15 protein-coding genes and 1 pseudogene are annotated in these 20,085 nt (G+C 38.6%); 14 read left to right on the top strand and 2 right to left on the bottom strand.

Going from position 1 to position 20,085, the window contains the following annotated elements; all coding sequences use genetic code 11:
- Positions 1–33: 33 nt before the first annotated feature.
- On the bottom strand, positions 34–1,236 hold the full coding sequence (locus tag BKP35_RS00925) for an MFS transporter (RefSeq protein WP_071311512.1): 1,203 nt from the start codon (positions 1,234–1,236) through the stop codon (positions 34–36).
- Between the two features lie 159 nt (positions 1,237–1,395).
- Between BKP35_RS00925 and BKP35_RS19100 the strand changes: the two are divergent.
- Positions 1,396–1,512: pseudogene (locus BKP35_RS19100) on the top strand (EamA family transporter); the annotation flags it as partial.
- A gap of 123 nt (positions 1,513–1,635) precedes the next feature.
- Positions 1,636–2,943, top strand: coding sequence for a Zn-dependent hydrolase (locus BKP35_RS00920; protein WP_071311511.1), 1,308 nt, complete (start codon positions 1,636–1,638; stop codon positions 2,941–2,943).
- A 446-nt stretch (positions 2,944–3,389) separates the two neighbouring features.
- On the opposite strand, the gene BKP35_RS00915 is transcribed toward BKP35_RS00920, so the two are convergent.
- Complete coding sequence (locus tag BKP35_RS00915) at positions 3,390–3,896, bottom strand: BsuPI-related putative proteinase inhibitor (RefSeq protein WP_071311510.1); 507 nt, start codon at positions 3,894–3,896, stop codon at positions 3,390–3,392.
- A 262-nt stretch (positions 3,897–4,158) separates the two neighbouring features.
- Between BKP35_RS00915 and BKP35_RS00910 the strand changes: the two genes are divergently transcribed.
- The 12 genes from BKP35_RS00910 (at position 4,159) to BKP35_RS00860 (ending at position 19,953) form a co-directional block, all read left to right on the top strand.
- Complete coding sequence (locus tag BKP35_RS00910; protein ID WP_071312198.1) at positions 4,159–5,619, top strand: amidase family protein; 1,461 nt, start codon at positions 4,159–4,161, stop codon at positions 5,617–5,619.
- A gap of 1,180 nt (positions 5,620–6,799) precedes the next feature.
- A complete protein-coding gene (locus BKP35_RS00905; protein ID WP_071311509.1) occupies positions 6,800–7,402 on the top strand; it encodes a trimeric intracellular cation channel family protein in 603 nt (200 codons plus the stop codon).
- Positions 7,403–7,416: 14 nt separating this feature from the next.
- Positions 7,417–7,563 (top strand): hypothetical protein, encoded by a 147-nt coding sequence (locus BKP35_RS19285; protein WP_169819111.1) that lies wholly within the window; start codon positions 7,417–7,419, stop codon positions 7,561–7,563.
- Positions 7,564–7,760: 197 nt separating this feature from the next.
- Positions 7,761–9,044 carry an ATP-binding protein gene (locus tag BKP35_RS00900; protein ID WP_071311508.1) on the top strand — a complete coding sequence of 428 codons (1,284 nt, stop codon included), beginning with the start codon at positions 7,761–7,763 and terminating at the stop codon, positions 9,042–9,044.
- Between the two features lie 231 nt (positions 9,045–9,275).
- Positions 9,276–10,904 (top strand): PucR family transcriptional regulator, encoded by a 1,629-nt coding sequence (locus BKP35_RS00895; protein ID WP_245741819.1) that lies wholly within the window; start codon positions 9,276–9,278, stop codon positions 10,902–10,904.
- Positions 10,905–11,384: 480 nt separating this feature from the next.
- Positions 11,385–12,593: a M24 family metallopeptidase gene (locus BKP35_RS00890; protein ID WP_084031387.1), complete on the top strand. Its 1,209-nt coding sequence runs from the start codon at positions 11,385–11,387 to the stop codon at positions 12,591–12,593.
- Positions 12,594–12,783: 190 nt separating this feature from the next.
- Positions 12,784–13,971 carry a cystathionine gamma-synthase family protein gene (locus BKP35_RS00885; RefSeq protein ID WP_071311506.1) on the top strand — a complete coding sequence of 396 codons (1,188 nt, stop codon included), beginning with the start codon at positions 12,784–12,786 and terminating at the stop codon, positions 13,969–13,971.
- A 12-nt stretch (positions 13,972–13,983) separates the two neighbouring features.
- Complete coding sequence (locus BKP35_RS00880) at positions 13,984–15,168, top strand: M20 metallopeptidase family protein (protein WP_071312196.1); 1,185 nt, start codon at positions 13,984–13,986, stop codon at positions 15,166–15,168.
- A 78-nt stretch (positions 15,169–15,246) separates the two neighbouring features.
- Positions 15,247–16,281, top strand: coding sequence for a homoserine dehydrogenase (locus tag BKP35_RS00875; RefSeq protein ID WP_071312195.1), 1,035 nt, complete (start codon positions 15,247–15,249; stop codon positions 16,279–16,281).
- 29 nt (positions 16,282–16,310) lie between these two features.
- The gene (locus BKP35_RS00870; protein ID WP_071311505.1) at positions 16,311–17,756 is read left to right on the top strand and encodes an aldehyde dehydrogenase family protein; all 1,446 of its coding nucleotides are present in this window, start codon (positions 16,311–16,313) and stop codon (positions 17,754–17,756) included.
- A 462-nt stretch (positions 17,757–18,218) separates the two neighbouring features.
- On the top strand, positions 18,219–19,193 hold the full coding sequence (locus tag BKP35_RS00865; RefSeq protein ID WP_071311504.1) for an ABC transporter ATP-binding protein: 975 nt from the start codon (positions 18,219–18,221) through the stop codon (positions 19,191–19,193).
- The gene (locus tag BKP35_RS00860) at positions 19,180–19,953 is read left to right on the top strand and encodes an ABC transporter permease (RefSeq protein WP_071311503.1); all 774 of its coding nucleotides are present in this window, start codon (positions 19,180–19,182) and stop codon (positions 19,951–19,953) included. The genes BKP35_RS00865 and BKP35_RS00860 overlap by 14 nt, the downstream gene beginning before the upstream one ends.
- Positions 19,954–20,085 lie beyond the last annotated feature (132 nt).

Raw genomic sequence — 20,085 nt, 5'->3', positions numbered from 1 at the left:
CGCTGTACAGTAAATAATAGTAGTAAAGCAAACTTAGTTCTCAATTGTCTCTTTTAGCTCAAATCGTCTTAGTTTTAACATCGATAGGATCCCGAAGAAGGGACCGATGCTCAGTAAGCTGAAAACCCATTGCCAGCCAATGTAGCTGGCTAGCAAAGGTATGATTTGGATAGTAACTATCGTTACAGCAAAGCCGATACACATTTGAAACGTTAAGGCAGTACCGATATATTCTCCTTCTGCAAAGTCTGTGACAGCTGCAGAGAATTGCGCGGAGTCTGCAATAACAAAAACACCCCAAACCATGGCAACAACAATTGTTATCCAAGTCGCTTGGCCAAATGTAAACCCGATCAAAATTGCACACAGCCCACTAACAAACATCGCGATCACCGTTAAGCGGGATCGGCCGATTTTATCAGCATAATAGCCACCGACGATGCAACCAATTGCACCTGCAACACCTATGGATAAAAATGAGGATAAAGCAATTAGTGCTGGATTTACTTCATTAGAAAAAGCGAAAAAACTTGCAGTAAAAAAGGCTGGTAGCCATGTCCACATCGCATAAAGCTCCCACATATGGCCGAAATAACCGTAGTTGGCGAGCATAACTGGCTTATTTTTTACTACTTCTTTTAGCAGTTTCAATGAAACGACCGTTTTCTTTGCTTTCGTTGGGGCATCTTTAACAATAAAGTACATAATAACACTAGCGAAAATGGCCATTAAGGAACTTGTAATGATCACCGACTGCCAATGAAAGTTAGCAAAAAATATGACGATAAAATGTGGTAGTGCTGAACCTAATGTTAAAGCAGCGATTAAGATGCCGATTGCTAAACCTCTTTTTTTCGGAAACCATAAGGCTAATAGTTTTACGGCGATTGGATAAACGCCAGCTAGAGTGACTCCTGTGAAAAAACGAAGCAAAATAGCGATCAGTGCACTACTAGAAAAGATTAATAGGCCATTAATAGCAGCACCGATGATTGCTGATAGTGCAAAGATTTTTCGAGCGTTAAAACGGTCTGCAAGTCCGAAATACGCACTGAAAAATGCACCGAAAATAAATCCAAGTGGTACTGAGGCAGTAATGAGCGCTTCAGAAATCGGGCTAAGCGTCCAATTAAGTTTTAAGTCTGGAATAATGACTGTCGCACTAAACCACAGTGAAAGTGCAAAAAGTTGTGCAATTGAAATCCAAAATAAAGCATAACAACGATTGTTTTTCACATTCTATCTCCTTGTATGACTATAAAGTAATCCAATCATATCACATTCAAGACAAGTGGTTAATATATTCGAGTAGAGAAGTTTAATATGGTAAAATGATAAATAAAAAGTTCACTTATAATGATATGTATGGCAGTTAACAAAAAGAGGAGAAACATAATGACTTCAAGTGACCGAAAATTAAGAATAATAGGAATGGCGCTAGTTCTTTTTGGAGCAACTTTATGGGGAGTTTCTGGAAAGGTTGCACAATATTTATTTCAGGAGTGGCATTATTTTGGGGTATTGCTTCACCGGTTGCTTTAGCATTTTATAAACTTCAGCCTATTAAACTTTTAAAACAATTAATGAAGGGAAAGTGAAATCACCCCCATTAAAAATGAAAGCGAGGAAAGAAGCATGAGTTTAACGAAAGACTTTTCAAAGCAATTATATGATCGACTAATGACTGACTATGATAACAGTTTAAGTGAATCTGGCATTAATGGAGAAAGGTTGGCAATGCGATTAGCGATGCTATCAGAGGTTGGATTGACGGCAGAAGGTGGCTCTAGTAGGATGGGCTTTTCAAAAGAAGAGCGTGCTGCTAAGGAGTTGGTCAAAACTTGGATGAAAGAAGCAGGTCTCGATGTTCGTGAAGATGGTGCAGGTAATATATTTGGACGGTTACAAGGGCAAGAAAAAGACTCACAAGTCGTCATGTCAGGCTCACATGTCGATACCGTTCCAAACGGAGGTCACTTCGACGGTACGTTAGGTGTTTTAACGGCACTTGAAGTTGTCGAAGCGTGGAGGGAAACAGGATATCAACCGAACAAGACGTTTGAAGTGGCGATTTTCACGGACGAAGAAGGTTCACGTTTTAACGGGGGCTTCAGTGGTAGTGCTGCAATGCTAGGTGATGTCGAACGTGATGAGCAGGTAGCTTTAAAAGATGTTTACGGACAATCATTTCAACAAGTGTTAGAAGATGATGGCTTAACGGTAGACGGGTATTTTTCATCAACAAGGAACAAAGAAGAAATTGCTGCTTTTGTTGAAGTACATATTGAACAAGGAAAACAGCTAGAGAAGAAAGACCTTCCTGTTGGTGTTGTGACAGGGATTGCTGGTCCTAGCTGGCTTGAAGTGACGTTTCTTGGAGAAGCAGGGCATGCCGGCAATACACCGATGAATGATCGAAGTGATGCATTAATTGCGGCGAGTCAATTTATTGCTCAAATTGAAAGTTTACCTCGGGAAACAAGTCCGACTGCAGTAGCTACCATTGGAAAAATGCAAGTTCATCCAAATGGGATTAACGTCATTCCAGGAAAAGTTACGCTTACTGTTGATATTCGTGATATTCACGAAGAGACTCGCGATTTATTAATTGATAAAATTGTTGAGTTAGGAAAGAGGATTGCTGAAGAAAGAAGTGTCGGTATAAATTTTCACGAAAACATTCGCATTAAACCAGTACCAATTTCGTTTAAGATGCAAGGAAAAGTAATGAAAGCAGTGGAAGAGGAAGCACTCAGTGCCCACCTATTACCGAGTGGGGCAGGACATGATTCGATGATTATCGGTCGTCATATACCTGTCGCGATGTTATTTGCACGCAGTAAAGACGGCATTAGTCATAATCCAAAAGAGTGGACGGCGTTAAATGACTGCGTCGTTGCTGCGAAAGTTTTGAAAAATTTAATTGAGGATTTGACAAGGTAGGATTGTTTTTCTTAAAAGATTTATGCAGAGGTAAAAAACGTAGAAATTATTTATAGCGTTTATAGGTGAATAGTAACGATCAATGTGCAATGCGGACATACGCAAAAAATAATTCAGGAACGATAAGTGTTAATGCAATAAGCAATTAGATATAAAAGGGGCGATCAAAACCGAAGTATCAGACACTTTGGTTTTGATCGCCCTTCTTTACTGACCTTTATTGTGTGTATACTTTTGAAAAGGTGTTATTTGCATGTTCACTATGGTTTGATTTACCTTTTCGTATTTTTCAATTAAACCCGTAAATTTTAGGATATGCTTCTTTTAATTTAATGAATTTCATAATTCAATATTTTCGCCATTAAGTAGCCATATGTAGTTGCGTTATACCGCTCGCAACTACATATGGTTTGTTATGCCGCAATTAAGGTAATTATGAAATTCACTCAATCAACGACAATTTCAATTGTTGACGTTAACCCTTCTGTTTCTGCTGCAACCGGCCAAATTTCGAGTGTGTAGACCCCTTTTTCGAGTGTTGCTAAAACTTCTTTAACATCAATGTTGATATTGTATTCTTCTTCTGGTGCTAGAGTTTTCATTTTCATCATCATAGCAAACATTTTATCCATTGAGTACGTATAAATATGATTTCCTTCGCTGTCGTTTATCACATATTCATATTCCTGTGAACTACTAAAGGTTAATTCGATTTCTTTGTCACTATTATTTTTTAATGAAAAGATATAATCCCCGTCTTTAAGCTGAATGGTTGTTGATAACATTTCGTTTGCGATTTCGTCCTTATCCTCTCCATTGTCAGTCGAGGTTTCATAACCAGTGTCTATATTTCCCCCGACATTATTATCTATTTGTTCATCTGCAGTGCCACAACCAGAAATGGTCATAGCAGCGATCATTCCAATTAATAAAATTAGCCAAAGCTTTTTCATTTTATTCACCTCTTATAGGTTTGTTACAATGTTAGTCGTTTTATAACTTAAAAGGTTACATTAATATTGTTTGCGGTTAGAAGTTTAAAGAGAAGATCGAAAAGCGACCCCATGAGAGTTTTGTAGGTGAAAATTGGCTTGTTATAAAGTTTAAATATTAGCAACAATCTTTATTTTAGTTTAAAATGGGTAAAAAAACTAGTTTTCACATAAGTACAAATATTAATGAATAAAAAGTGAAAGTAGTGGTGGTTAATTTATGATGGAAAATCCGAAATTACAGAAACTTCAAGAAACTTGGTTGCAAGAAGCAACGATTGACGGTATTCAAGAAAAACTATCATCTAGCGAACTAACATCAAAGGAACTTGTTCTTCTTTATTTAGATAGAATTGCGAACAACGATCATATTCAATCTGTTTTAGAGGTAAATCCTGATGCTCTACATATTGCTGCAGCACTTGATGCTGAAAGAAAACAGAAAGGGCCACGTAGCAAACTTCATGGTATCCCGATTCTTTTAAAAGATAATATTAACACCGCGGACAAAATGCATACGAGCGCAGGTTCTCTCGCTCTACAAAACTCTATCGCCCAAAAAGATTCTGCAGTTGCTACACAGCTAAGAGAAGCAGGGGCGATTATTCTCGGAAAAACGAATATGACAGAATGGGCAAACTTCATGACACAAGGGATGCCAAGTGGATACAGTTCAAGAGGGGGACAAGTTCTTAATCCATATGGGCCAGGAAAATTCGATGTTGGTGGTTCAAGTTCTGGGTCAGGAGCAGCGATTGCTGCTAATTTTGCGACAGCTGCGATTGGCACAGAAACTTCGGGATCGATCTTAAGCCCTGCAAGTCAAAATTCACTTGTTGGGATCAAACCGACCGTAGGATTAGTGAGTAGATCTGGGATCATCCCGATTTCAAACAGTCAAGATACGGCAGGACCGATGGCAAGAACCGTAACAGATGCAGTACACGTTTTAAATGCAATTACAGTGATTGATCATGAAGATCCTATTACAAATACAAACACGTTGGCCGATACTGACTTTACACAGTTTTTAAATAGGAAGGATTTAAAAGGGGTTCGCATCGGTATCGCTCGAGTAACGTACTTTGATTATTTGAAAGAAGATAAATTAGCGGTCATGAATGAGGCGGTTCGCCAATTAGAGAGGCTAGGTGCTGAGGTAATCGATGTGACGATCCCTTCCACGAAAGCAAAGTGGAGCTACGATGTATTAACGTATGAATTCAAAACGTCATTAAATGCTTATTTAAATTCTCTGGATCAGAGTATCAACGTTCGCTCATTGAAAGATGTGATCGATTTTAACAGTAATGATCGTGAAAAAATGCTCCGTTACGGGCAAACGCTGTTAGAGGGCGCAGAAGCAACAAGTGGTACGTTGACTGAAGCAGAATATATAAATGCCCGTGAAAAAGATATATACTTGTCTACTGAACAAGGGGTTGATGTTACCTTAACAGAACATAACTTAGAAGCAATCGTATTCCCTAACAATATCGGTGCAGCCATTCCGGCTAAAGCTGGTTATCCGTCAATCACCGTTCCAGCTGGATACACTGAAGAAGGAGAGCCTGTCGGAATTACGTTTACGAGCACGGCTTATAGTGAACCTACATTGATCCAATTAGCTTATGCATATGAACAAGCGACTAAGCATCGCAAAGCTCCTGTCATACAAGACTAGCATGAAGGTCTACCGTCATCATTTAGATGAAAAAGGGGTGGAATTTCCTAAGGGTTCCGTATCCTATCGCAAAATCGTAACTACAATTGAAAATGCAGGCTAATATGTACTTGCATTTGCAACTAAAAGGCATGCGAGACCCTCTCGCGTGCCCGACCAAAGCGTCACACTTACTAAAAGGTAACGCGAGACCTTCTCGCGTGCCCGACCAAAGCGTCACACTCACCAAAAGGTAACGCGAGACCTTCTCGCGTGCCCGACCAAAGCGTCACACTTACTAAAAGGTAACGCGAGACCTTCTCGCGTGCCCGACCAAAGCGTCACACTTACTAAAAGGTAACGCGAGACCTTCTCGCGTGCCCGACCAAAGCGTCACACTTACTAAAAGGTAACGCGAGACCTTCTCGCGTGCCCGACCAAAGCGTCACACTCACCAAAAGGTAACGCGAGATCTTTTCGCGTGACCCAGCCGAGTGCTACACCGATCAAAAGGTAACGCAAAATCCTCATCATGCCCCACTATACATGTCCGCCCAACTGCTGCACACTCTCCCCAAACTGTTCACCTTGTTATGCTTTATGCATCGAAATTTTAAATGAATTTCTTCACAAAACACATTGAAGATAAATCATTTCTTTTAAATTTACGCAAGTTTATTTTTGTTGCAAAATCTAGCACATTTAGTCTAAGATATTATCTGTGCTAGAATATTAGTTTTCATGATTAGGCACACTTTTGTGTCTTTTTTCTATGTAAAAGTTAGATAGTTGGTTAGTGGACAGTTGGTTAGGCTACGCTCCTACCTTAACTTTCCATTTTAGATGGTGACGGGGGTGCCGTCATGAAGGTTTTGTATGTAAAAGTTTGACAGATGGTTGGTAAGTTCGAAGGAAAAACCTGATTTTTTCATATTAATAGTGATGATTGACCTTCATGAACGCTTTGTTTAAAAATGTCCGGCTGAAATCTCGAGCGAGCCTATAAAATTCGTTAGAAGGTGCTCCTGCGGTTACTCGTCGCAAAGCTACACGATGATTCCACATAGAATTATCTCATGATGTGATTGAGGTCAGTAGCTTTACAGCGAAGCGAGAGAATTACGCCGGCATTTACATCTTACATGGTGACGATATATTACCAGCTGATTAGCTTGAACTTTAAAATAGAGGAGTATGCGGTATGACTTGGGAAATTTTAACGATAATCGGCACCATTGCTTTTGCATTAAGTGGAGTGATCGTGGCGATGGAAGAAGACTATGATTTAATGGGAGTATATATATTAGGTTTAGTGACCGCATTTGGTGGTGGGGCGATTCGAAATTTGCTCGTTGGCTTACCAATTTCTGCTCTATGGGAGCAAGGACATCTTTTTACGATTGCTCTCATAGTGATGACAATAGCCTTTTTCTTTCCGAAGTTGTGGGTAACAAAATGGATGAAATGGGGCTTGATTTTTGATGCGCTCGGTTTAGCGGCTTTTGCTATTCAAGGGGCTTTATATGCGACAAGTATGGGCCATTCTTTAAGTGCCATTATTGTTGCAGCGATGTTAACCGGTACGGGCGGTGGCATGATACGCGACGTTTTAGCAGGTCGGAAACCAATATTTTTACGCAATGAAATTTATATCGTGTGGGCGATGCTTGCTGGAATAGTGATTGGTCTAGAGCTTGTGACAGGTACTGTCGGAATTATGATTTTATTTGTAGTCATTGTTGTTCTTAGAATGCTTTCCGTTTATATGCGCTGGAGCTTACCACATCGGACGTTAAGTCAATAAAGAGTTGTATGCTAGTGTTGATCAAATTTGATGACACTAGCTTTTTGTATGAAAATAAAATGACGGTCGACTTTTCCGAACAAGCCTCTAAAGCCGGAACGGATTTACAGCGCAGTGAGGGAAATCGACCGGATTTTTTCATGTTAGATGGTGACGATTAATCGTCATGGGCGTTTTGTATGTAAATGAATAGGAGAAAAAAATTTTTTTTGAGAGAGTTAGAATGTTTGATACTTTCCAAGTGGTAAGTTCATTAAGAGAATTTTGTATAAAAATTCAGATTTTACTGAAAATACTTTTAATTTTATATGAAGTATATTATTTTAATAGAGAGGTCTATTTTAAGGGGGACATAATATTGTTCACTAATATTGAACCACTATTATTAAATGTACTTTTTTTACTAACTTTTCTTATATTTATTCCGATGCTTGTTGAACGTAGTCATGATAAGTTCTCAGAAAAACAAAAATATTGGACAAAAGTTAGCGCTTCTTTTATTGCTATTGTTAGTTGTATGTCATTTCCGCTCATATTGCAAGAAGGCTTTGTGTTTGATTTAAGAAATGTTGCTGTCATCATATCTAGTATGTATGGAGGAATTCCAGCAGCATTTTTTGCTTGGCTTGTTGTCAATGCTTATCGTTTATATTTAGGAGGATATGGATTTTATTCGAACTTAATGATCTCAACATTTGTGCTTATTTCTTGTTTGTTTTTATATCCAAAGTTTCACCATGGTTCAAAAAATAGAAAGTTATTAATTACATCGCTATTTTCAACTGTACTTGGGTTGTTAGTAATTGTTGTATTATCATTATTTTTTTCAGTTAGCATTAGTTTTTTTATTGGCTTCATTTATTTACTTATTCTAGTAATCACTACTGTTGGATCAGTTTATGTTATTGAAATTTTACGGGAGGATGCTTCATTAAAGCGAAGAGTTGTTAAAGCTGAAAAAATGGAAGTTGTTAGTCATTTAGCTTCTTCAATTTCTCATGAAGTCCGTAATCCATTGGCTGTGGTGAAAGGTTTTTTACAATTAATGGATAAGACTGAATTGCCAAGAGAAAAGCAAAGAGAGTTTATAAATTTATCTATCAACGAAATTAACCGAGCAAATGATATTATTAAAAATTATTTAACGTTTGCAAAACCAGCATTAGAAAATGTTCGGATGGTTGATATAAAAGAAGAGCTCCAAACGACGATTGAAATGATCACCCCGTTAGCTAATATGAATTGTGTAGCCATTGAGTCAAGGTTAGATACATATATGATTAACGGTGATCCGCAACTGTTACAACAATCGTTTTTAAATATTACCAAAAATTGTATTGAGGCCATGCCCAATTCGGGAAGATTAATAATTAATACGTTACAAGGTGATAATGAAGTTGTTGTTAAAATTGCCGACAATGGAAAGGGAATGTCAGAACAACAGCTTGCTAGAATTGGTGAACCGTATTTTACAACGAAAGGTCGAGAAGGAACGGGATTAGGAATGATGGTAGTTTTCCAAATTATTGAGATGTTAAAAGGAAAGATAACTGTTACAAGTAAGCTAGATGAAGGAACGACGTTTTTGATCCGATTCCCGTTGGCAAATTTAGGTCGTAAAGTTCCATCAACCCAAGAATAATTAAAATATGCTATAAACGCTAAAATTTGACTAATTATTGATTACCTTATTACTATTTGTTTGGTTTAGATTTTTAACAAATAATAACATTGAAACAAATACCACCTCCTTTTGTTTTAAAGCTCAATACGAAGGGAATATGTCTAGGACAAAGCACCTTTTCATAAACTAATAAATAACTAGCTTTCGTAAAGCTGAGGTGATGAAGTGGGATTATCTGTTAAGGATGTTGTGCAGTTACCGATTTTTGAGACGGCCAAAGTGAAAACGGGTAAAAACATGTTAAATGAGACCTTCGTTGAACGGATTACAGTGATAGAGTTACCGGTTGAAAACTTTGTGAAAAAAAATGAAATGGTCCTCAGCACTGGTATTGGGTGTGAAGACGACCCTATCTTGTTAAAGCAATTTGTGAAGGACGTTATTGATTCTGGAGCTTCTGTACTAGCTTTTTCAATCGGACGTTACATTCATCGAATACCAGAACAAGTGATACAATTAGCAAAATATCATGATTTCATTATTGTCGAAATTCCTTGGGAAACTCGTTTTGGTGATATTTTAGAAATCGTGCTTCACAAAATAAATGAAGAGAAAAAGGGAGAACGGCAACAAGGGGAGGTAGTGCGCCAAGAACTTATTAATTGCGTACTTCACGGCAAAGGACTTCAAGATATTGCAAATGCTATTTACAAGTATTGCCAAATTCCAGTTGCTATTACCGATCATAGTAGAATAATTCGGGCAAGTTGCCATTTTGATCATAAAATTTTAAAGATTTTTTATGGCGATGGTCGTGGTCAAATGCAACAAATCCCACAGACTCATATACTATTTAATGAACACCCACTTTATCATTACATCGAAGAATACAGGATAGAAGGTCAGATGTATCTTTACCTTTCGATTTTAAATAATGAAAAAAAACAAGGGAGCCTCTTTTTTCAACTAAAAGATCGTGGGCAACTAACGACATTTGTAATGACCGTTTTCGATCATGCCCTTACTGCTTGTGCTCTTTATTTTGTAAAAGAAAATGCGGTTGAAATGACAGAAATTCGACTGAAAGAGAACTTTATTTTAAGTCTTGCTAAAAATAATACCGAGGTGAATGACCGCCTCATTTCAAAAGCACAACTGCTTGGCTATGATTTAAGACGTCCGTATATTTGCATACTAGGTGAGGCACAAGAAAAAAAAGATGACATAAGCTCAATGCCGTCATTACAAAGTATGAACTACTATGTCCAAAAAGAAATTACAAGTGCTGGGAAACTGCTTCACCGGAGGACGATGACGACCTTTGAAGAAGGGGAGTTCATTATTTTTTTAGAGGCCGATCACCACCCGTACATGGAAACGGCGAATCAATTTTTAGATATCATCGAACGTCGTTTGTACGACCTTCTCTCAGGAGTCGTTTTATCATGGGGGATCGCAACGCATAAAGACGGTCAGTACGTCTTCCATGAAAGTTATCAAGAAGCAAAAACGGCTTTGGATATCGGAAAAAAACAAAAGGGGTTAGGAGAACGGACTTTTTTTAGTGATACAAAAATAAATCGACTGTTAATGGCGATATCGAACGAAGATGAAATTGCTAACATTGTTAAAGACACACTGCAGCCTTTAATAGAATATGACCGTAAGCGGCAAACCGACTTACTTTATACGTTCATGATTTATAACAAATATAAAGGCAATGTAAGCCAGACCGCAAGAGCACTTAATTTACATCGACAGTCGTTGTTACATCGTTTAAGAAATATTGAGTCACTGACGCAATTATCTTTAGTCAATTCTGACGACTTATTTTTACTAGAGTTAAGTGTGAGGCTTTGGATGTTGAAGAAAATTTAAAGAGGATGTTCCAAAAGTCCGGTAATACAAACTTGCGAATCTCTTCGTTGGCTCGCTTTTCGACCGCCTCGGCTCTAATTATCCTCTTTTTTGAACACGCACTTAGAGTGAATAATGGCTTTTAATTTAGTGAGGGTTGTCCCAAAACGAAGTGTCAGACACTTATGGGACAGCCCTTTTTTGAAAATAAGAAAGCATAACTTTTTTTACTTTGAATCCTGACTAGCTCCAGCGCCTAGCTTCTCGAGCGTTTCGGTCCATCAAGATTTGCCTATTCATGAGGGGAAATCAAACTTTCAAGTGCGCTCCCCCCTCCCCATACTTACGCCTAACAACATTGTATAAAGCCCTCATAAAAAACTTCATACAGTTTTGACATTCCGTATAGATGCTGAATTTAATATGATAATAGTACCTAATATTCAAATATTCTAAATTAATTGTGATTTTAATTCTCATCTAAATAAGGAGGGGATCCGCGTGCTTCCATTTGATATTTTAGAATATCAAAATCGTTTAAGTGAAACAAAGCAACGAATGGCCGAAAGGGGTATTGAGGTTTTACTTGTTACGGATCCTGCAAATATTAATTATCTTTCAGGTTATGATGCCTGGTCCTTTTACGTGCATCAAATGTTAGTCATTGTCATAGATGAACCACAGCCGATTTGGATTGGTCGCAACCAAGATGCCAATGGAGCGAAAGTGACGACGTGGTTGAGTGAAGAAAATATTATTCCGTATCCAGATTACTACATTCATTCGACCATTAATCATCCGATGGAGTTTATAGCCGGCAAGTTAAAGCAAATCGGGCATGGAAAACGGTATGTTGGTGTTGAGATGGATAATTATTATTTCAGTGCAAAAGCATATGAACAACTTAAAAAGCATTTATGCTACGCAACATTTAAAGATGCTGGTTTACTAGTGAACTACGTTCGCATTGTTAAATCAGATCAAGAAATTGAATATATGCGCCGAGCAGGAAAAATTGCTGAAGCAGCTATGAAAAGAGGAATTGAGAATGTTCGCACAGACAAACGCGAATGTGATGCAGCTGCTAATATTTATTATCAAATTGTTAGCGGGACAGAACAATTTGGAGGTGATTATCCAGCGATTGCGCCGTTACTTCCTACAGGAGAAAATACATCGAGTCCTCACTTAACGTGGACAGATCGCTCTTTTCAACATGGTGATTCAGTCATTATTGAATTAGCAGGATGCTATAAACGTTATCACGTACCACTCGCTCGAACAATCTCAGTAGGCGCACCAAATAAAGAGCTTAAGAGAATTACGCCGATTGTCGTTGAAGGGTTAAACGAAGTATTAGAAAGTGTGAAGCCAGGGAAAACTTGCGGGGACTTAGAGGCGGTTTGGCGAAAATGTCTGCAAAAACATGGCATAGAAAAAGAATCTCGTCTCGGTTATTCCGTCGGTTTGAATTATCCACCAGATTGGGGAGAGCATACAGCGAGTATTCGCGATGGTGATCATACGATTTTAAGACCGAATATGACGTTCCACTTAATTCCTGGGCTCTGGTTTGATAATTACGGCATTGAAATTAGTGAAACATTCAGAGTCACTGAAAAAGGTTGTGAAACATTTACAAATTTTCCACGTGACTTAATTGTTCAGGATCCTTTTTCTTTTAATAAACAAGATGGAAAGATAAGTTGAAAAAGATGTGAGGCTAACAAAAAGTATGAAATCACCACGATAGGTTACTTTGGCGTTAACTGACTTTAGGCAGGGTAGTTAAAAGACAAAGTACGCTTCAATCATTTGTGATGAACGACTTTTTGTGAAGCCTCAATCTATTTTAAGCAGTAGAAAATACATTTATTACTATTAAAAGGAGGTTTTTGTGATGAAAAAATCAAAAATCGGTACAGATGTCGTTTGGGCTGGTGAGGCAGACTATTTAGCTTTTGGTGCAACACAAGTGCCTGTCGTTCATAGTGTATCTTTTGGCTATAAAGACATGGATGAATGGTATGACGTTGCCACCGGTAAAAAAGAAGGTCATATTTACGGACGAAACACGAATCCGACCGTGCAAGCTTTTGAAGAAAAACTCCGATTGTTAGAAGGAGCAGAGGCTGCTACAAGTTTTTCAACGGGAATGGCGGCAATTAGTAATACGTTGGCGACGTTATTGTTCCCGGGGGACCGCGTTGTTTCGATTAAAGATACGTACGGTGGGACGAATAAAATTTTTACTGAGTTCTTACCGAAACAAAAAATTGACGTACAACTTTGTGAGACAGGAAATCATGAAGAAATCGAAAAAGAAATTGCGAAAGGCTGTAAAGTTGTTTATTTAGAAACACCTACGAACCCAACTGTAAAAATTACTGATATTGAGCGCATGGTGAAAGCGGCGAAAAAGCAAGGCGCGATCACGGTGATTGATAATACGTTTGCAACGCCGATTAACCAAAATCCGATCGAATATGGCGTAGACTTAGTAATACACAGTGCAACGAAATTTTTAGGTGGGCATGCTGATGCGTTAGGTGGAATTGTTTGTGGAGATAAAAAGTTAGTTGAAGAGGTCTTTCATTATCGTGAAATCAATGGGGCAACGTTAGATCCGATGGCTGCCTATTTGTTGTTACGTAGTATGAAGACGTTAAAATTAAGAGTGGAGCGCCAAAATGAAAATGCAATGAAGATTGCACAATTTTTAAAAACGATTGATATCGTTGAGGATGTATTTTATCCAGGACTTGAAGAACACCCTGGTCACGACATTGCGAAAAAACAAATGTCTGGATTCGGTGGAATGTTAAGTTTCTCAGTCAAAGGTGGAGTTGATACAGTACGAAACTTATTACCGAAATTGAAATATGCTAACCGTGCTGCCAACTTAGGGGCTGTTGAAACGATCGTCGGTCCCGCTCGAACGACAAGTCATGTTGAATGTACACCTGAAGAACGTGCAGCAATGGGTATACCAGAAGGTTTAATCCGCTATTCAGCGGGAATTGAAGATGTAGATGATCTTATCGAAGACTTAACACAAGCATTTCAATCATTACCAAAAGAGAGTTGATCGCCCTTGAAAATGCTCGACATTGTCAGCCGATCTGAATTAATCAAGCAAGATTTGATAGGCTGGCGCCGTCATTTGCACAGTCAGCCTGAATTAAGTTTTAAAGAAGAAAAGACGAGTGCTTATATTAAAGAGCAACTTTTAAAAATGGGTATCAATGATTTGCAAACGGATATTGCTGGGCACGGCATCGTAGCGACGTTAAGAGGAATGGAAGGGCCTGTCATCGGATTACGATCAGACATTGATGCGTTACCGATTGAAGAGAAAACAAGTGCAACGTATGCTTCTCAAAATAAAGGCGTAATGCACGCTTGTGGACATGATGCCCACACTGCGATGCTCCTCGGTGCTGCAAAACTATTAAAAGAAGAACAAAAAGCTGGTAAATTACGAGGAACGGTTAAGTTTATTTTTCAACCCGCGGAGGAAAATACCGATGAACATGGCTTAACAGGTGCCCCTTACTTGCTTCGGTCGGGTGCCATTGAAGATGTGAGTAAAGCGCTTGCCCTCCACGTTTGTCCGTGGCGAAAAACAGGAGAAATTCAAGTTCATTCCGGTCCAAGTATGGCGAACATTGATAATTTCTCGTTAACGATTAAAGGAACAGGAGGGCATGGTGGCTATCCTCATCAAGGAAAAGACCCGATTTGGCTAGTGAGTTTCGTTCTACAAGGAATTTATAGTCTTATAAGTCGTAAAGTTAACCCTTTAGATGTTGGAACGATTAGTGTCGGAGAAATTCATGGTGGGAAAGCTGCCAATGTAATTCCAAACTCTGTAAAGCTTTCAGGAACAATGCGCTCTTATACGAAAGAAGTTCGTTCCCAATTAATTCGTGAGCTTCATACCGTCGCTTCGATGGTTGAAACTTTAGGTGGTGAATATGAGCTCGAAATTGAGCACGGTGAGCCGGCTCTTTATAACGACCCTAATTTAACTGAAGTTATTAAACAATCAGCTAAGTCGTTGTATAAAAACATTGCTATCTACGAGGATCCTTTCGGCATGGGAGGCGAAGATTTCGGTCACATCGCTGAAAAAATACCGAGTAGTATGTTTTTCTTAGGTTGCGGTTTTGAAGGAGAAAATGAAAGAAAGCTTCATACGGACAATTTCGAAATTGATGAAGAAGCACTTCCGATTGGAGTAGCTATTTTCGTAGATTGTGTGAGGAGAATGTTGATTTTATAGAGTTGGTTAGTGGTTGGTTATTTAGCTTGTTGGTTAGAAAGTAGGAAAGTAGAAAGAGAAATGCTTGGAGGTGAACAAATGAAAATTGCATTTATCGGGTTTGGTGGAGTCGGCCAAGCGCTAGCAAAACTTTTTATCAGAAATAAAGAACAACTAAAAAAGCAGTATGGTTTCGAACCGACGGTTGTTGCTGTCACAGATGTGATGAAAGGCGCTGTCTACCACCCGGAAGGATTGGATGTTGCTAAATTGCTCGATCTCGTTCAAAAAACAGGTAATGTTGAAGATTATCCTGATCAAGCAGGGCTCGTTAAAGGCTGGGATAGTTTAAAAACGATTAAAGAAGCGAATGCCGATATGATTGTAGAAGTCACGTATACCGATGTGAAAACAGGTCAACCGGCGATCGACCATTGTCGCGCTGCTTTTGAACATCAAAAAAGTGTCGTTACGACAAACAAAGGTCCGGTAGCGTTAGCTTATAAGGAACTATCGGAACTAGCCAAAAATAATGGCGTATATTGGGGTTTTGAAGGAACAGTTATGAGTGGCACACCTGCATTACGGATGCCGGAGACGGCACTCGCCGGAAATGAAATCACAGAAATTAAAGGGATTTTGAATGGAACGACTAATTATATTTTAACCGAAATGGAAAAAGGCTCAAGTTATGAAGTCGCATTAAAACAAGCGCAAAAACTCGGGTATGCAGAAGCAGATCCGACGAGTGATGTCGAAGGTTACGATGCACGCTATAAAGCAGTTATTCTTGCAAACTATTTAATGGGTGAACAATTAAACGCTGAGGATGTTACATGTAAAGGAATTAGTCACTTTACAAGTGAGATCGTTGACGATGCTTTGCAAGAAAAGAAGAAGTGGCGTTTAATTGCCCGAATAAAAAAGAATGACAAAGGAGTAGAAGCAAAAGTTCAACCAGAAATGGTCGAAGAAAGTGACCCATTAGCTGGAGTAAGTGGCGCGACGAATGCGATTGTTTATGAATGTGATTTAGCTGGACCAATTATGCTCACTGGTGCTGGCGCAGGGTTAGTAGAAACAGGATATTCCCTATTAATTGATATTATCAACTTTCAAAGGCAAAACATTTAAATTTAATTAGAAGGGGAAGGTGGTGCGTGATGCGTACAAAAGTGAAAACGAAAAAAATGCTTTTAGCAGGAAATTGGGTTCTTTCTAATAAATGGATTGATGTCGTTAACCCACAAAACAACTCGCTCATTGCAAAAGTACCTTCAGCCTCAAGAGAGGAAATGCTACTAGCCATTGAAAAAGCAGATGAAGCATTTAAAAAAACGAAAACGTGGTCAACGCACGAACGAATTGAAATTTTAACTAAAGCAGCAGATTATATGGCAGATAACGCAGAAAAATACGCAAAAACGATTAGTTTAGAAGGAAGTAAAACAATTACAGAGGCTCGTGGCGAAGTGAAAAGAGCGATACAAACGATAAAAATTAGCGCTGAAGAAGCGAGGAGAATCAATGGTGAAACGATTAGTTTTGATCAAAGGGAAGGTAGTGAAAATCGATTAGGTTATTATTATCGTTTTCCGATTGGCGTCGTCGCTGCCATCACCCCTTTTAATGACCCGTTAAATCTTGTTGCCCATAAAATAGGTCCAGCGATTGCTTCAGGAAACGCTATTGTTGTAAAACCAGCATCTGTCACCCCGTTAAGTGCATTATTATTAGCAGAGGCTTTTGTGGAAGCGGGGTTACCAAAGGGATTTTTGTCAGTGATAACAGGATCGGGTCGGGAAGTAGGAGACGTTCTTGTGACCCACCCAAAGATAAAAATGGTTTCATTCACTGGCGGCTTAGAAACAGGTGAGAAAATTGCACACCAAGCAGGATTGAAAAAAGTTAATATGGAGCTAGGCTCGAACTCTCCGGTGATTGTATTAGGAGATGCTAATATTGATGAAGCAGTGAGTGCTTCAGTCTCAGGTGCTTTCTCGGCCGTCGGTCAAAATTGTATCGGTGTACAACGAATTTTCGTTGAAAAAGACATGTATGATCCGTTTTTAAAGAAGTTTATTACAGAAGCAGACAAATTAGTTGTCGGAGATAAAATGGATGAACGTACAGACGTAGGACCGTTAATTAATGAAAAAGAAGCAAGACGTGTGGAGGATTGGGTAGAAGAAGCGTTAGATCAAGGTGCGAAGTTACAGTTAGGTGGTAAACGTGAAGGAGCTTATTATGAACCAACGGTGTTAACGGAAGTTCCAGAAAGCGCGAAAATTGCTAAAGAAGAAATTTTCGGTCCTGTCGTTTTAATCACACCCGTGAACGATTTGTCTGAGGCGATCGACCGATCTAATGATGTCAACTTCGGTTTGCAAGCAGGGATTTTTACGAACGATATCAACAAAGCCTTTTACACGATTAAAAATATTGAAGTAGGTGGTATTATCGTTAATGATAGTAGTGACTATCGAATCGATGCGATGCCATTTGGAGGAATTAAAGGTTCAGGATTAGGTAGAGAAGGTGTGCGCTCAGCTATTGAATCAATGACAGAGCCGAAAGTGGTTTGCTTTAATTTGGATGCTAGATTTTAGTAGAGTGGCGTATGAAGTAGTTTCTTTCGACGGCTTTATCGGCGAAGGTTATTAGGAGAGGCTGGGACAAAAGTGTCTGACACCACGCGGATCCTACTAAATATAGACGTAAAGATTTACCATATGTCTATATTCGGTGTCTAGCGGTGTCTGACACTTTGTTTTGTCCCAGCCTCTTCTTTTGGTGCGCCGGGCGGGGTGAGAAGTACATTCTGGTGAAAAGCTACATATTGAAGGGTAGAACAGTACTCGATAAGCAAATTGATACAGAAAAATTCCACAAACTAATAAATCTCCTCACCTAAAAAACGCACCATACACTCCTGTTATCTAGAAACAATACCCCAATATCTCCACCTTCAGACGGAGGAAAGTTCAACCTTACGTACGTTTAATCCGTCTTCTTCTCAACTTATAATGTAGTTATAGTAATCAATAAGGTTTATGAGAGGAAGGGTGTCATTGGAAAAAATTATAGAGGTTCGTGGTATAAACAAGCAGTATGTAAAAAGAAAAACGAAAGAAGTCATTACCGCTGTTAATGATGTGTCTTTTGATGTACATCGTGGTGAGGTGCTAGGGTTATTAGGTCCAAATGGGGCTGGAAAAACTTCAACGATAAAAATGATTTGTGGGCTTTTGCAGGCGGATGCTGGGTCAATTCATATTAATGGATTAGATATAAAGAAAAAGAGATTAAAAGCTTTAAAACATATTAGTGCTGTACTCGAAGGAAACCGTAACTTGTATTGGCGATTAACGGTTCGAGAAAATTTAGAATATTTTGCGGGGAACCGAGGGCTTTCTCGAAAAGACGTAAAAGAGCAAGTAGAAAAATTATTAAAACAGTTTCGTTTAAAAGAAAAAGAAAATGAGCTTGTTAACGGTTTATCTCGTGGGATGCAGCAAAAGCTTGCGATCGCTGTCGCATTACTCGCAAACACTGAAGTCATTTTATTAGATGAACCTACATTAGGGTTAGATGTTGAAATTAGTTATGAACTACGAGAAATTTTAAAAATGATCGTTAAGGAAGAAAAACGGACAATTATCATTAGTTCACACGATATGCCTGTTGTTCAAGAATTATGTGATCGCACAATTATCATCAATAAAGGAACGGTTGTCGTTGATGAGAAGGTGGAGAATTTACTAAAGTTGTTTGAAACGAGAGCCTATTCCATTAAACTCGGTGGTACTTTAAGTGTAGCTCAAGAACAACAGCTTTTAGTGAAGTTTCCTTTATGTACGTATGAAGGGAGCTCACATGAAACAGTCGTAAATATAAACTTAGAAAAAAGCGAAGATATATATGATCTTTTCGATATTTTTAAAGCTGAGGGTACGGTCGTTGAAAGCATTGATCGAACGACGATTGATTTTGAGCAAGTGTTCATGGAAATCGTGAAAGGGGAAAAAGCTTATGCAATGGCTTAATTTATTAAACGCAAACTTTCGAAAAGAATATATAGAAATGAAACGATATTTACCGAATACACTTGCTTTACTCCTTACGTTTTACATCATTTTTCTAGCAGCCTTCTTTGGCATAATGTTTGTCGGTGATCCAGCAAGTTTTGAAGCTAATGTGCAATATTCGATTGTAAGTGTAGCTTTTTGGAGTTTAACATTAATGACGATGAATTTTATCGGTTTTTCTGTTGTCACTGAAGCGATGCGAGGGACGTTAGAGCAACTGTACATGTCACCGATGGGCGTGTGGAAAATTATGCTTACTCGAATCGTTGGTCAATTTTCACTGCAACTAGTCATGATGGTTATTTTACTTTTTGCGGCGATGTTAACGTCAGGTCAATGGCTAAGCCTTAATCCGATGACGACGATCCCGATTTTAACTTTAACGATGATTAGTATCGTTGGTGTGTCTTTTATGATTGCCGGTTTAGCAATTATCGTTAAACAAATTCAAGCATTTTTACAAATTTTTCAATTCGTATTAATGGCACTCGTATTTATTCCATTATCAGTAGCTCCGTTTCTTGCGTTCGCCCCGTTTGTAAAAGGGGTGGATATGGTTCGCATGGTAATGATGGAAAACTTAACATTAAGTGCGATTCCGTTAGCTGACTTTGGGTTTTTATTGATTAATTCGATGATCTATTTTATTTTAGGACTGTTTGTCTTTCATCGCTGTGAGAAATTGGCGATGAAAAAAGGTTTGTTAGGACAGTATTAGATTTAGGTTCTTTTGCAAAATTTGATTAGTAGATACGTATACTTTAAAAAGGAAGGACGGATTCGCCTATTAGGTGAATCCGTCCTTGTTTATTGTTTTAGATATAATATCTTTTCTCGAATTAGCTACACT

It is taken from the genome of Anaerobacillus arseniciselenatis (assembly GCF_001865995.1).
GTDB lineage: Bacteria > Bacillota > Bacilli > Bacillales > Anaerobacillaceae > Anaerobacillus > Anaerobacillus arseniciselenatis.
This window is presented reverse-complemented; position numbering and strand designations above follow the sequence as displayed.

Bases quoted from the DNA above. Each gene is read 5' to 3' on its own strand.
- BKP35_RS00920 (WP_071311511.1), top strand. From the start codon at position 1,636: ATGAGTTTAACGAAAGACTTTTCAAAGCAATTATATGATCGACTAATG.
- BKP35_RS00915 (WP_071311510.1), bottom strand. From the start codon at position 3,896: ATGAAAAAGCTTTGGCTAATTTTATTAATTGGAATGATCGCTGCTATG.
- BKP35_RS00910 (WP_071312198.1), top strand. From the start codon at position 4,159: ATGGAAAATCCGAAATTACAGAAACTTCAAGAAACTTGGTTGCAAGAA.
- BKP35_RS00905 (WP_071311509.1), top strand. From the start codon at position 6,800: ATGACTTGGGAAATTTTAACGATAATCGGCACCATTGCTTTTGCATTA.
- BKP35_RS00885 (WP_071311506.1), top strand. From the start codon at position 12,784: ATGAAAAAATCAAAAATCGGTACAGATGTCGTTTGGGCTGGTGAGGCA.
- BKP35_RS00880 (WP_071312196.1), top strand. From the start codon at position 13,984: ATGCTCGACATTGTCAGCCGATCTGAATTAATCAAGCAAGATTTGATA.
- BKP35_RS00875 (WP_071312195.1), top strand. From the start codon at position 15,247: ATGAAAATTGCATTTATCGGGTTTGGTGGAGTCGGCCAAGCGCTAGCA.
- BKP35_RS00870 (WP_071311505.1), top strand. From the start codon at position 16,311: ATGCGTACAAAAGTGAAAACGAAAAAAATGCTTTTAGCAGGAAATTGG.
- BKP35_RS00860 (WP_071311503.1), top strand. From the start codon at position 19,180: ATGCAATGGCTTAATTTATTAAACGCAAACTTTCGAAAAGAATATATA.